Here is a 14,172-nt window from a genome sequence, read left to right on the forward strand (position 1 = left end):
ACTTTGACCCATTTATACCCGTCATACTTCAAGCTGCTTATGCGTTGGCTGCTCCCGCTCATCCCAGTCACTTACTTGAGTAAGCTCCTGAGGATTCACGGGTTTGCCGCCTTTAAGCAACTTGAATTATTTTGGGTAATAGCAACATATTGCTGTTATTAGTAGGTTGTTTTTAGTTTCCAGGAGAATACAACATGCAGTTTGATTGGAGCGCCATTTGGGACGCTATTCCTATCCTGCTCGAAGGGGCCAAGCTGACGCTGTGGATTTCAGTGGTCGGTTTGCTTGGTGGCTTAGTTATCGGCTTAGTGGCAGGTTTCGCCCGCGCCTATGGCGGCTGGTTAAGCAACCACATTGCGCTGGTCTTCATTGAGCTCATTCGCGGCACCCCTATCGTGGTGCAGGTAATGTTCATCTACTTCGCACTGCCGATGATGCTGCAGGCTTTCATGCCGGTTCGCATTGATCCGCTCACCGCCGCAGTGGTCACCATTATGATCAACTCCGGCGCGTACATTGCTGAAATCACACGTGGCGCAGTGCTCTCTATTCACAATGGTTTTCGTGAAGCCGGTTTGGCCCTTGGCCTCTCTAAACGCGATACCCTGCGTTATGTCATCATGCCGTTGGCATTACGCCGCATGCTGCCACCGCTGGGCAACCAGTGGATCGTCAGCATCAAAGATACGTCTCTGTTTATCGTCATCGGCGTTGCCGAACTGACCCGTCAGGGACAAGAAATTATTGCCGGTAACTTCCGCGCAATGGAGATTTGGAGCGCAGTCGCGGTGATTTATTTGATCATCACATTGGCACTGAGCTACGTATTACGTCGTCTGGAAAGAAGATTGAAAATAATATGATTGAATTTAAACATGTTGATAAAAGCTTCGGTCAGACTGCGGTACTGCATGACATTAACCTGAATATTAATCAGGGCGAAGTGGTGGTTATTATCGGGCCATCGGGCTCAGGAAAATCAACGTTGCTGCGTTGCATCAACAAGCTGGAAGAGATAAGCGCGGGTCAGCTGATTATCGACGGCATGGACGTAAGCGATCCTAAAGTCGACGAGCGTTTGATCCGCCAAGAAGCTGGCATGGTTTTCCAACAGTTTTATCTGTTCCCACACCTCACAGCGCTGGAAAACGTGATGTTTGGGCCAATCCGTGTTCGTCACATGAAGAAAGACGATGCGGAAAAACGCGCACGCGAGCTGCTGGCGAAAGTGGGCTTGTCGGAACGTGCCGATCACTATCCGTCTGAGCTTTCCGGCGGTCAGCAACAACGTGTGGCAATTGCCCGTGCGCTGGCGGTTAAACCGAAAATGATGCTGTTTGATGAACCCACCTCTGCGCTCGATCCAGAACTACGTCATGAAGTCCTGACGGTGATGAAGGATCTGGCTGAAGAAGGTATGACGATGGTTATCGTTACTCATGAAATCGGCTTTGCGCAGAAAGTAGCATCGCGCTTGATTTTCGTCGATAAGGGCCGTATCACCGAAGACGGTGAGCCTGACGCGTTGATCACCAACCCGCCAAGCGATCGTCTGCGCGAATTCCTGCAGCACGTTTCATAAAACCTCATTACGCTAGGTACAAGGGCGCTCATCCAGCGCCCTTTTCTTTTATGTAAATCTGATTACCACCTCGATTACGCACGAATCGCTCACGAATACTCAGCAAAATCTGCTCGTTATTCCTATACTTAAGGTTATAACGCTCACGCTTCCCCGCTATCGGCAACGGTAAGCGAGGGGTTGATATCCAATATCGTCACCCAAAGTCCCATCACCAAGTCCTGTTTTCCGCTTGTTTAATGGAGCTTTTTTATGTCACAGGGAGCCCGCCTTATCCCCTCTTTTACTCGATACCTCGTTTTACTGATCGTTCTCTTATTCTCATGCTCAGCCAGCGTGAATGCCGTTGAACCTAAAAAAGAAACGGATCCCAAAACGGCCTATTCAGCATTAGCTGACATTCTGTCTGACGCCACCAGCCGCGATGCGCTGATTGCTGAACTGCGTGACAGTGCCAAAACCGGCAAACCGTTGGCAGAAAAAAGTGCCAGCACTGTCCCTGCTGAAACCCGCGACGAAACCTTTGCTGACCAGCTAGACTCCAGCATTCAAGGATATCTCACCGTTGCGCAAAGCAAATTGGAACGGTTAATCACGGCACTGAAATCGCCGCCGCATAAGGCGTTTAATCCGCAAACGTTTTGGCCTGCCCTCACCCACTTCCTGTTCACCGTCGCCGTAACCTTTGCGCTATTTTTAGCAATTCGTTTTTTTGCCACGCCGTTTTATAAGCGGATTGGCAGTTGGGGACACAAAGCGCGTGAGAAGCGAGCAGACTGGGCACGACGCCCAACCGCAATTATCAGCGCGTTCATTATTGATTTACTGATCTTGCTATTTTGTGTCACCGCCGGAAATATCATCGCGACCGCCTTTGGTACCAACAGTCCGGTAACGATGCGCCAGCAAGCCCTTTTCCTGAACGCCTTTGCCCTGATTGAATTTTTCAAAGCCATATTGCGCCTAATATTCGCGCCCAAATTTGACTATCTGCGCCCGTTTCCTTTTAGCGACGCAACCGCAAAATATTGGAATACGCGGCTGGCATGGCTGAGCGGCCTCATCGGTTATGGGCTGATGGTGGTGGTGCCTATTATTCAGGTGCAGCTCGGGGCTTCATCTGCCGTGCTGGTGAACTTCTGCATTATGTTGGCTCTGACCGTTTATGCTATCGGCCTGATACTGGTCAACCGCCTACGGATACAGAAAGAAATTACCGCGCTCGGTAACCGCTCGCTGGCCTTTTTCGGCGTTTTTTTGCACGCGCTTTCGCACATTTGGCATATTCTGGCCATCGTCTATTTTCTGGTTCTGTTTTTACTTTCACAGTTCGATCCTGGCAACAGCCTCGCCTTCATGATGAATGCCACGATTAAAAGCCTGATCGTCGTTGGCTCTGGGGCGCTTATTTCAGGTCTGCTCACCCGCTGGATCTCGCGCCGCATCACGCTGCCTGCCGACATCAAGCTCAAATACCCGATGTTAGAACGGCGTGTAAATTCCTACATTCCTAGCGCGCTGCAAATCATGCGGTTTATCGTGGTGGTGGCGATCCTGCTGTTCCTGCTCGACGCATGGCACATATTCGGCCTTCGCGCTTGGCTAGACTCGCCAACGGGTGAAAAAATCATCGGTGGTTTGATTCATATTCTGCTGATCATGTTTATTGCCGTGCTGGGATGGACGCTGCTCGCCAGCGTGATTGAACATCGGCTCAGCCTTGAAATGGACAATCCGAAGCATCCCGGCGCACGCGAACGTACGCTGCTGACGCTATTTCGCAACGTGTTATCCATCGTGATTACCACGATTACCGTGATGATTATTCTGTCACAAATCGGCATTAACATTGCGCCACTGCTGGCGGGCGCAGGGGCACTGACGCTTGCCGTCAGCTTCGGTGCGCAAACGCTGGTTAAAGACGTGATCAATGGCATATTCATCCAGTTTGAAAACGGTATGAATACCGGTGAATACGTCACTGTATTCGGCATTACCGGCACCGTCGAGCGCATGACTATTCGCTCTATCGGCCTGCGGGACGATTATGGCGTTTATCATCTGGTGCCCTACTCGTCGATCACGACCGTTGCCAACTATGCCCGTGAATTCGGCGTATATCGCGCCAACTACGTGATTAGTCGCGATGAAGATATTGAGAAAGCCAATGAGGTGTTGAAACAGGCGGTTGCTGAATTACGCGAAGATCAGCGTTTAAAAAGCTTACTCATTGGTGAGCCCGCATTTAACGGCGTAGTGAAATTGGATGATGTGTCATTTACCCTACGCACGACAATCCGCACCGTTGCACTGCAGCAGTGGACGATTCAATATGCGTTAGACAAACTGGTGAAAGAGCATTTCCAGCGGGCGGGATTTAAAACGCCGCATCAAAATGTTCAAATCAGCTACGCGGCAGCGGAGCAACAGGCTTTGTTGCCACCGCATAACGACGCCAATAGCGTTGAAAAATAATCGGTAAGAATGCCTCTCCTATTTGGAGAGGCATTAAAGATTCCGTGGAAATTAGCGGATTTTACGCTTGTTCTCTGGCAAGAACGTCCATGCGATAAAGCGGCTGACTTTTTGTCCTTGTGACATTTCAATAGTGCGAACGTCCAGCGCTTCCACCTCTTCCAAGGCTTCATAAATTGCGGGCAGGTTCTCCTGACGAGAAACCAGGCTGGTAAACCACCCCACCTGCTTGGCAAAAGATTCGCTCTCTTCAATCATTTTGGTGATGAACGCAACCTCACCGCCTTCACACCACAGCTCACCGGCTTTTCCGCCAAAGTTGAGCACCGGCGCGCTGGCATCACGACCCAAGTTAGTCAGTTTACGGCGGGTACCGCTCAGCGCATCTTCCGCAGAACGGTGGAACGGTGGATTACACATCGTAGCTGCATAATGCTCGCCGCTCTTAATCGCCCCTTTTAGGATTTTATTGGGGTCTTGCTGCTGACGCAGACGGATATTTTTTGCGGCTTCTGGATTTGCCTTGATGACGGCACCCGCTGATTTTAATGCGACAGCATCAACCTCAGTTCCGGTAAAACGCCAGCCATACGCGTGTTGGCCAATCAGTGGATAAATACAGTTTGCGCCAACGCCAACATCAAGAATGCACACATTCTGTCCGCGGGGGATCTGGTAGCCGTGATCTGCCGCCAGCACATCGGCCAAGTAATGCAGATAATCTGCACGGCCTGGGATCGGTGGGCACAGATAGCCTTCGGGGATATCCCAGTGTTCAACCTGATAAAAATGCTTCAGCAATGCACTGTTTAACGCTTTAACCGCCAACGGCTCGGCAAAATCAATGCTGTCATCCCCCCATTGATTACGAGAGACAAACGCTTTTAGCTCCGGCGACGTTTCGCATAATGCAGGGAAATCATAACGTTCACGATGAAGGTTACGGGGATGCAAATTGGTTTTCTGTGCAGGAAAGTTCTTTTTCTTTGGATTTTTCATTCGGCGATTTCGATCAACGTTAAGACATCATGAGTGTATTCCCCCTATACGCTTTGCCGCCTAACGGCCGCAAGCATCGTCGGTCAGAGGAATAAAATAGGGAAATTAGCCGGAGTATACCCTAAATGGCTGGCGTTGCGTTAAGGCGCAGAGCCAACACAGCCACACCGATAGCACCAATCTTCACCTATTTATACTGTAAGCTGTTGCTAACTCTGTTCAATGCGTAAGGATGTCATATGTCTTCACCCTTTGAGTATTACAGCTACCAGCCTCGCCAGGGGCATGGATTAAGCCACGATCCGCTTAATGCCATTATTGGCCCTCGCCCCATTGGCTGGATTAGCTCAATCAGCGCCGATGGCAAACACAATCTGGCTCCCTACAGTTTTTTCAACTGCTTCAGCTACCATCCACCGGTGATTGGTTTCGCCAGCAGCGGCTGGAAAGACAGCGTGGCAAACATTAATGAAACCGGCGAATTTGTCTGGAATCTGGCGACGATGGAAACGGCGGAAGCCATGAACCAAAGCTCGGCGGCACTCCCTCGCGGGGAGGATGAATTTATATTTTCCGGCGTGAATATGCTGGCCAGCCAGTGGGTAAAAGCCGCACGCGTGGCGGAAAGCCCAGTGAACTTTGAGTGTAAACTGACGCAGTGTATTCAGCTGCAAGACCAATATGGCCAGCCATTTGATTCATGGTTGGTATTAGGAGAAGTCATTGGTATTCATATCGCGGAAAACCTACTCGACGCTCAGGGCGTATATCAAACCGCAGCGGCAAAGCCTATTTTGCGAGCCGGAGGCCCATCAGCCTACTATGCTATCAGTGATGAAAACCGCTTTGATATGTTCCGGCCGATAATAAAATAAAACGTTTCAGCCGGTTAAAAAAGACACAATTAGATATATGAAGCCTTTTATATTAAATATATTTGGCTTCAGCAAGTTAGCTAAATCGAGGGTTACTGTTCATCACTATAATTCACATTAAATATACATTTTTAATTAATCCCCTCGCAATCGAATTATTCATATCAAAAAGAAATATCCCTGTATTTATTAATGGAAATATCATATTTTCTGTTTAGAAAAATCCTAATCTATAGCGACAGGTGTTCCGAAAATTATTCAGGACCCGAATTTATCCAGGAACAGCGGCATGGTGTTACCCTCAGCCTTGTACAGAAAGCCCGTTTCAGCATCATTACGTATCTTGATATCAACATTAGTTGCGGCTCTGGTTGCTATCATTTTCATTATTCTGGCTGGGCATGCCATACAGCACCAACGCCAAAACCAGCAGTATGAATTGGCAAAAACGGGGCTGATGTACGCCACACATTTGGCTGATGATTTAGACCAAAAGATGGTCTCACTCCTTCCTCTTACCGCGCTCGACTGCGAGAGTATTGTAGATACCTTAGCCAGCAAAGCCGTATTCAGCGGCGGTGTTCGGGCCTATATTCTGGTTCGAGACGGCATTGCCGTTTGTTCAAGCGTCACCCATAGCATGTCAGCACCGGCATCAAAAATTTATCCCAAGATTGACCTGAATCGTGATTCAGACATGGTGCTACAGCAGGGAACGCCGCTGGTTCCCGACCGCCCCGTGATTGCATTTTGGCACTCTATCGGTGATGGAACCCGCACCGGCGTGTTGCTGACGCTGGATATCAATCCCGCGCCCTATATGCTGTTTTTTAGTCGTGAACGTACTATTTCGGGCCTCGCGCTAACCATAAAAGATCGCGCTATCAGCACCTTTGAGCCCAAAATCGTTGCTGAAAGCGCGCTGCCTGCTCATCCCGACATTATTATGCAGGACAAAAAGAACCGCTTTACCTTCCGCCTTTATGGCAGCCCTTTATCAGCAGGCGACATAGGCCTGCTCGGCCTAGTCACCTTGCTCGTCGCCATGGTTGCGTGGCTGATCACCTTCTATGTGCTATCGCAGCAAAGACGACTCGATCGTGACATTTTGCAAGGGATCAAGCGCGGCCAGTTTTTCCTTGTTTACCAGCCAGTGATCCACTCAGAGACTCTGCTACCGGCAGGATTTGAAGCGCTGGTGCGCTGGGAACACCCTAAACTCGGGTTGGTTCCTCCTGATGAGTTTATCCCCTATTGCGAATCTGAAGGGCTTATCGTTCGTTTGACCCAGCACATTATGGAACTGGCGGCTCATGACGCGCACCGGCTGATCGATGTCGTGCCTAAAGGTACCAAGTTAGGGCTGAATATTTCTCCTCTGCATATGACGCTAGACAGTTTTAAAACCGACGTGCGCCATTTCCTCGATCTGATGCCCACCGAGCATTTCATACCGTTGTTTGAAATTACCGAACGCAGCATGGTGCAAGACGGCGGCGCTGAGAAAATTTTCGATTGGTTGCACTCTTCAGGCATTGAGCTGGCCATTGACGATTTCGGCACCGGCCACAGTGCGCTGATTTATCTCCAGCGCTACAAAATTGATTATTTGAAAATAGATCGCGGCTTTGTGAACTCTATCGGCCTAGAAACCGTCACCGCGCCGGTTTTAGATGCGGTTCTGGAGCTGGCACAAAAGTTAAAACTACAAATCGTTGCCGAAGGAATAGAAACCGAGGAGCAGGCAGAATACCTACGCCAGCGCCATGTAGACTATTTACAGGGTTATCTCTTCAGCCGCCCGATTCCGTTAGAACAACTGCGCGATTACTATCAACTGCGTGATTGTTCTCAAATGCACGTCAACGGCGAGTCGGTCTAAAGAAGCTCGTTGGCATAGAAAACCGAACAAAAAGTGCAATGAATTGAAACTTTTATCCCTTGCTTGGCATAACATTGCTATTCTTGGTACATCCGCAGGGTTGCGGAGCATTCAGTGGCGTAAAACGCGGTAGTCACACATATCGCTGCACCGCGCATCCATTGATGATCTGATTGATATGTCATATATGTCTAGAGCCTTCTAGGCGTTAAGCAGGAGCTAACACATTCATGTACTCGCGCCTTCTGAAGACCTTGTGCACGGTGGTTCCCATTGTGGCCGCCTTCAGTTTCAACCTTCGCGCCGACGTCATTAACGAAAGCTACGCTTTTGCTATTTTAGGTGAGCCCAAATACAGCAGTGACTTTACTCACTTCGACTATGTGAATCCCGCCGCGCCCAAGGGTGGCGATATTACGCTTTCTGCGCTGGGTACCTACGACAATTTCAATAGCTACGCATCACGCGGCCACCCTGCGGTACGCGCCAATCAACTGTACGACACGCTGTTTACCAATTCTGCCGATGAAATTGGCAGCTACTATCCGCTGATTGGCGAAACCGTACGCTATGACGATAAGTTCAGTTGGGCAGAGGTCAACATTAACGCCGACGCGCGTTTCCAAGACAACTCCCCGATCACCGCGCAGGACGTCCAGTTCAGCTTTAATAAATTTATGACCGAAGGCGTGCCGCAATATCGGATCTACTACCAAGGCGTAAAAGTTAAGGCGATTTCACGATTAACCGTACGCTTTGAACTTCCTAAACCCGATAAAGAGATGATGCTCAGCCTGATTGGCGGCTTAAAAGTGATGCCAGAGAGCTTCTGGAAAAACCACAAGCTATCCGAACCGCTCAATACGCCGCCGCTCGGCAGTGGCCCGTACCGTATTTCTGATTATCGCCTCGGTCAGTTCGTCACCTACGCGCGGGTCACTAACTATTGGGCGGCTAATCTGCCGGTCAACCGCGGCCAATATAACTTCGACACCATCCGCTACGACTATTATCTGGACGACAAAGTGGCCTTAGAGGCCTTCAAAGCAGGCGCTTTTGACTTCCGCATGGAAACATCGCCAAAAAACTGGGCGACGCAGTATACCGGTGGAAACTTTGCCAAAAACTACATTGTAAAATCCGACGAAACCAACCAGTCTGCGCAGGATACACGCTGGCTAGCCTTCAATACTCAACGTCCTATTTTTAGCGATAGGCGAGTGCGTGAAGCAATTTCATTGGCGTTTGACTTCGAATGGATGAATAAAGCGCTGTATTACGATGCCTATCAGCGAACCAACAGCTACTTCCAAAATACCCAATATGCCGCGCGCGGCTATCCTGACTCGGCGGAGCTGGCATGGCTGGCACCGCTGAAAGGCAAAATTCCGGCGGAAGTGTTCAATCAGGTTTATCAACCTGCGGCCACCGACGGTAGCGGCAACGACCGCGACAATCTACTGAAGGCCACCAAGCTGTTAGAAGATGCGGGTTGGACGATAAAAGACCAGCAGTTGGTCAACAAAACTACGGGTAAACCGTTTGTCTTTGAGCTGTTACTGCCAAGCAGCAGCAATTTCCAATACGTCATGCCGTTTAAACACAATTTGGAGAAGCTCGGTATCACAATGAACCTGCGTGAAGTCGATACCTCGCAATACAGCAACCGCGTTCGATCTCGTGATTTTGATATGTTCCCTACCGTATACGGCGGCATGAACTATCCTGATCCTTCGCTGAAAATTCTTTGGCGCTCGGACTACATCAGCTCAACGTGGAACAGCGCGGGCGTGCAGGACCCCGCCGTCGATAGCCTGATCGATAACATCATTAGCCATCAGGGTCAGCCAGACGCCCTACTCTCGCTCGGACGCGCCTTAGACCGCGTGCTGACGTGGAATTACTACATGCTGCCGATGTGGTATTCCAACCACGACCGAATCGCCTACTGGGATAAATTCTCAATGCCGGCTCTGCGCCCGGCATACGACCTCGGCTTCGATACATGGTGGTATGACATCAACCGTGCGGCGAATCTACCGCAGCAACGGCGTTAAGAGGTGTTCTGATGACCGCTTATCTTATTCGCCGCTTGCTTCTGATTATTCCCACCCTGTGGGCTATCATCACCATTAATTTTTTTATCGTGCAAATTGCGCCCGGTGGCCCGGTTGATCAGGCCATCGCCAATATCGAAATGGGGCAAAACGCCGGTTTTGGTGCCGGCGGCGCTGAGCATATTGGCGCTGCACACACGGGCATTGCCGCCAGCAACGTGGGCGAAGGCCAATATCGCGGCGCTCGAGGGCTCGATCCCCAGATTATCGCTGAAATCGAAAAGCGCTTCGGCTTCGACAAGCCGCTCCACCAGCGCTACTTCGATATGCTGTGGAACTACATTCGCTTTGATTTCGGCGACAGCCTGTTCCGTGGCGGTTCCGTGATGTCGTTGATTAAGCAAAGCCTGCCGGTGTCGGTCTCCCTCGGGTTATGGAGCACTTTAATCATTTATCTGGTGTCGATCCCGCTGGGCATTCGCAAAGCCGTTCACAACGGCTCTCGGTTCGATACCTGGAGCAGTACGCTCATTATCATCGGCTACGCCATTCCTGCTTTCTTATTTGCCATCATGCTGATTGTGCTGTTTGCTGGCGGTAGCTATTGGGATTGGTTCCCGCTGCGCGGCTTAGTTTCCAGCAACTTCAGCTCGCTATCGTGGTATGACAAAATTACTGATTATTTCTGGCATATCACGTTGCCGGTGCTCGCCACCGTGATCGGCGGTTTCGCCAGTTTAACCATGCTAACCAAAAACTCCTTTCTGGATGAAGTTCGCAAACAATACGTAGTTACCGCGCGCGCCAAAGGGCTAGATGAGAAAAAGATCCTTTATCGCCATGTGTTCCGTAACGCCATGCTGCTGGTTATCGCGGGCTTTCCCGCCACCTTCATCAGCATGTTCTTCACCGGTTCATTGCTCATCGAAGTGATGTTTTCGCTTAATGGTTTGGGATTGCTAGGCTATGACGCCATTTTGCAGCGTGATTATCCGGTGATGTTCGGTACGCTGTATATCTTTACCCTGCTGGGATTACTGCTGAATATCATCAGCGACATCACCTACACGTTGGTCGACCCGCGTATTGACTTCGAGGCTCGCCACTGATGAAACTCAATCCAATCAATCAGGCTCGCTGGCAACGTTTTAAAACCAATCGCCGTGGCTATTGGTCAATGTGGATCTTCCTGCTGGTTTTTATCATGAGCTTAGGCTCAGAGCTGATAGCCAACGACAAGCCGCTTGTGCTGCGCTATGACCAACGGTGGTACACGCCATTTTTGGTCAACTATCCTGAAACCACGTTCGGCGGCGATTTCAAAACCGCTACCGATTATCAAGATCCGCTGATCCGTAGCAATATTGAGCAACATGGCTGGGCGATTTGGGCACCCATCCGTTACAGCTACAACAGCATCAATTTCGCCACCGAGGTGCCATTTCCTTCACCGCCGTCTGCTCAGCACTGGCTCGGCACCAATGAAAACGGCAACGATATTTTAGCGCAGGTGTTATACGGGCTCAGAGTTTCTATTTTATTCGGCCTGATGCTGACGGTGCTTTCTAGCGTGATTGGCATTACCGTGGGCGCTACGCAGGGATTTTACGGCGGGAAAGTCGACCTTATCGGACAGCGTTTTATCGAAGTCTGGTCAGGCATGCCCACCTTATTCCTGATTATTTTGCTCTCGAGCGTGGTTCAGCCTAACTTTTGGTGGCTGCTGGCGATAACGGTGATTTTTGGCTGGATGGGGCTCGTGGGCGTGGTGCGCGCAGAGTTTTTACGCACGCGAAACTTCGATTATATCCGCGCCGCCCGCGCGATGGGCGTTGGCGACCGCACCATCATGCTGCGCCATATGCTGCCCAACGCGATGGTCGCAACGCTGACTTTTTTGCCGTTTATTCTATGCGGCGCCATTACCACCCTCACCTCACTCGACTTTTTAGGTTTTGGTTTGCCCACCGGTTCTCCGTCGCTCGGCAGTTTACTGCTACAAGGTAAAAATAACCTGCAAGCGCCGTGGCTTGGCATTACCGCATTTGCCGTGCTGGCCATCTTGCTGTCGTTGCTGATCTTTATATTCGAGGCGGTACGCGACGCCTTCGACCCATCGAAGGTGAATTGATATGGCTAAACTTTCACAGCATCCACTGCTCAGCATTAGCGATCTGAATATTTGTTTTCGCAGCGGTGAAGTGACTCGCCCAGTGGTCAACGGCGTTTCGCTAGAGATCAACGCGGGGGAAACGCTCGCCTTGGTTGGGGAATCAGGCTCAGGGAAAAGTGTGACCGCGCTGTCGATTTTACGCCTGCTCTCATCGCCCCCAGCCGAATATCCTCAAGGGGATATTCTGTTTAACGGCCAATCTTTGCTGCACGCTACAGAACCCTATTTACGCAGCATACGCGGCAATGAAATCGCGATGATTTTTCAAGAGCCCATGGTTTCTCTCAATCCCTTACACAGCATAGAGAAACAGCTGGCCGAAGTGCTTTCCCTGCACAGGGGGATGCGCCGAGTTCAAGCGCGCGCTGAAATTCTAAGCTGCTTAGAGCGCGTTGGGATCCGTTCGCCAGAAAAACGTCTTGGTGATTACCCGCACCAGCTCTCCGGCGGCGAGCGTCAGCGCATCATGATCGCGATGGCGATTTTAACCCGCCCTAAACTGCTGATTGCCGATGAACCCACCACCGCGCTGGATGTTTCCGTGCAGGCGCAAATTTTAGAACTGCTGGCAGAGCTCAAGCAGGAGCTCAATATGGGAATGCTGTTTATCACCCATAATCTCAACATCGTGAAGCGCTTAGCCGATCGCGTGGCCGTTATGCGTAACGGCAACATTGTGGAAACTGGAGAATGCCGGTCGCTGTTTGCCGCTCCGCAGCACCCCTATACCAAACAACTGCTTGATGCCATTCCCTCTGGCGATCCCGTTGCGCTCCCACAGCCCACGCAGACGCTGCTGGAAGTCAAAGATCTCAGCGTACGCTTTCCTATTCGGCAGGGCATTCTGCGCCGCACGATCGGCTATAACGCCATTGTGAATCAGCTTAGTTTCACTTTGCGTCGCGGAGAAAGTTTAGGCTTAGTGGGAGAGTCTGGCTCAGGTAAAAGCACCACCGGGCTGGCGTTATTACGCTTGCTTCCCTCAGAGGGTGAGATTTGGTTTGAAGGCACGCCGCTGCATAAGCTGAATTTAAAACAGCTTCAGCCGTATCGCAGCCAGATCCAAGTGGTTTTCCAAGACCCGTACTCGGCGCTGAATCCGCGTTTAAACGTACAGCAAATCATTGCCGAGGGGTTACAGGTTCATCAGAAGCTCAGCGCGCAGGAGCGCGAACAGCGCGTGATTAACGCCATGAATGAAGTTGGACTCGATCCTGAAACGCGGCATCGCTACCCTACGGAGTTTTCTGGCGGGCAGCGTCAGCGCATTGCGATTGCACGCGCGCTTATTCTTGAGCCGCGTTTGCTGATACTGGATGAACCCACATCATCGCTAGACAGGTCGGTGCAGGCACAAATTTTAGCGCTGCTGAAAACACTTCAGCAGCGCCATCAGCTCACCTATTTGTTCATCAGCCACGATCTACAGGTGATACGTTCGCTGTGCCATCAGGTGATGGTCATGCGTAATGGAAAAGTGATTGAGCACGGCGATTGCGCCGAGGTTTTTGCTCGCCCCGCGCAAGATTACACTCGGCAGTTGCTTGCGTTTGCAGACACACCGGTACAGGAAAAATAGGCACGTTGATCTAAACACCGGCAGCCTGATGGGCGTGCCGGTATTCTGCCCTAAACGCCTTTCACAACGATCAGAACGGATACTGGGCGATAATCGGTTCAGCAATGGCCACACCGACGTTTTTTAGGCGACACATAGCCGCACTTTCATCTTCAAGATGAACAAACAGACAAGGTTCACCGTCAAGCTCAACGACAGAGCAGTTTACCTGCATCTCTTGTAAAGACTGATTCAGACGTTTCATGATTTGCCATGCTGCTTCTCCCTCTTCACTCAGGAGTTTTAGGCCAATCAAACTATTATTATCAATAACGTTATTATCGATAACAGTATTATTAACGTCCGTATTCTCAGCGCCAGTCGTTTTCGCCAAATAAATGGGTTCAACCTGTACGCCGGTGAGCCCTGATGACCAGCGGTAGCTTTGAGGCAACCGGTGGACTATCGAAAGCTGGAAACTATTCACATTTTTACCCTGATTAAAAACTAACTACAATTTTTTCACAAAAAACTCACATCGTAAACCACAGATCGCACTATTTAGGCTATT

At 50.4% G+C, this 14,172-nt stretch carries 11 protein-coding genes; 9 read left to right on the top strand and 2 right to left on the bottom strand.

Features of this window, described 5'->3' with window-relative positions; translation table 11 throughout:
- Positions 1-194 precede the first annotated feature (194 nt).
- The 3 genes from glnP to ybiO all read left to right on the top strand — a co-directional run bounded on the left by glnP (position 195) and on the right by ybiO (position 4,057).
- On the top strand, positions 195-863 hold the full coding sequence (gene glnP, locus AB3Y96_RS14130) for a glutamine ABC transporter permease GlnP (RefSeq protein ID WP_046459019.1): 669 nt from the start codon (positions 195-197) through the stop codon (positions 861-863).
- A complete protein-coding gene (gene glnQ, locus AB3Y96_RS14135; RefSeq protein ID WP_072309987.1) occupies positions 860-1,582 on the top strand; it encodes a glutamine ABC transporter ATP-binding protein GlnQ in 723 nt (240 codons plus the stop codon). The genes glnP and glnQ overlap by 4 nt, the downstream gene beginning before the upstream one ends.
- Positions 1,583-1,834: 252 nt before the next feature.
- Positions 1,835-4,057: a mechanosensitive channel protein gene (ybiO, locus tag AB3Y96_RS14140; protein ID WP_367299485.1), complete on the top strand. Its 2,223-nt coding sequence runs from the start codon at positions 1,835-1,837 to the stop codon at positions 4,055-4,057.
- Between the two features lie 51 nt (positions 4,058-4,108).
- On the opposite strand, the gene rlmF is transcribed toward ybiO, so the two are convergent.
- Entirely contained in the window at positions 4,109-5,056 is a 948-nt protein-coding gene (gene rlmF, locus AB3Y96_RS14145; RefSeq protein WP_072309985.1) for a 23S rRNA (adenine(1618)-N(6))-methyltransferase RlmF, read from the bottom strand.
- 239 nt (positions 5,057-5,295) lie between these two features.
- Between rlmF and AB3Y96_RS14150 the strand changes: the two genes are divergently transcribed.
- The 6 genes from AB3Y96_RS14150 to yejF all read left to right on the top strand — a co-directional run bounded on the left by AB3Y96_RS14150 (position 5,296) and on the right by yejF (position 13,622).
- Positions 5,296-5,931: a flavin reductase family protein gene (locus AB3Y96_RS14150; RefSeq protein WP_072309984.1), complete on the top strand. Its 636-nt coding sequence runs from the start codon at positions 5,296-5,298 to the stop codon at positions 5,929-5,931.
- Positions 5,932-6,220: 289 nt separating this feature from the next.
- On the top strand, positions 6,221-7,813 hold the full coding sequence (locus AB3Y96_RS14155; protein ID WP_367299486.1) for a cyclic di-GMP phosphodiesterase: 1,593 nt from the start codon (positions 6,221-6,223) through the stop codon (positions 7,811-7,813).
- A gap of 230 nt (positions 7,814-8,043) precedes the next feature.
- Complete coding sequence (locus AB3Y96_RS14160; RefSeq protein ID WP_367299487.1) at positions 8,044-9,870, top strand: extracellular solute-binding protein; 1,827 nt, start codon at positions 8,044-8,046, stop codon at positions 9,868-9,870.
- An 11-nt stretch (positions 9,871-9,881) separates the two neighbouring features.
- Positions 9,882-10,979 (top strand): microcin C ABC transporter permease YejB, encoded by a 1,098-nt coding sequence (locus AB3Y96_RS14165; protein WP_072309981.1) that lies wholly within the window; start codon positions 9,882-9,884, stop codon positions 10,977-10,979.
- Positions 10,979-12,001: an ABC transporter permease gene (locus AB3Y96_RS14170; protein WP_367299488.1), complete on the top strand. Its 1,023-nt coding sequence runs from the start codon at positions 10,979-10,981 to the stop codon at positions 11,999-12,001. Before AB3Y96_RS14165 ends, AB3Y96_RS14170 begins: the two co-directional genes overlap by 1 nt.
- 1 nt (position 12,002) lies before the next feature.
- The gene (yejF, locus tag AB3Y96_RS14175) at positions 12,003-13,622 is read left to right on the top strand and encodes a microcin C ABC transporter ATP-binding protein YejF (protein WP_367299489.1); all 1,620 of its coding nucleotides are present in this window, start codon (positions 12,003-12,005) and stop codon (positions 13,620-13,622) included.
- Positions 13,623-13,692: 70 nt separating this feature from the next.
- On the opposite strand, the gene AB3Y96_RS14180 is transcribed toward yejF, so the two are convergent.
- Complete coding sequence (locus AB3Y96_RS14180) at positions 13,693-14,088, bottom strand: YejG family protein (RefSeq protein WP_367299490.1); 396 nt, start codon at positions 14,086-14,088, stop codon at positions 13,693-13,695.
- Positions 14,089-14,172: the final 84 nt, after the last annotated feature.

It is taken from the genome of Hafnia alvei (assembly GCF_964063325.1).
Lineage (GTDB): Bacteria > Pseudomonadota > Gammaproteobacteria > Enterobacterales > Enterobacteriaceae > Hafnia > Hafnia alvei_B.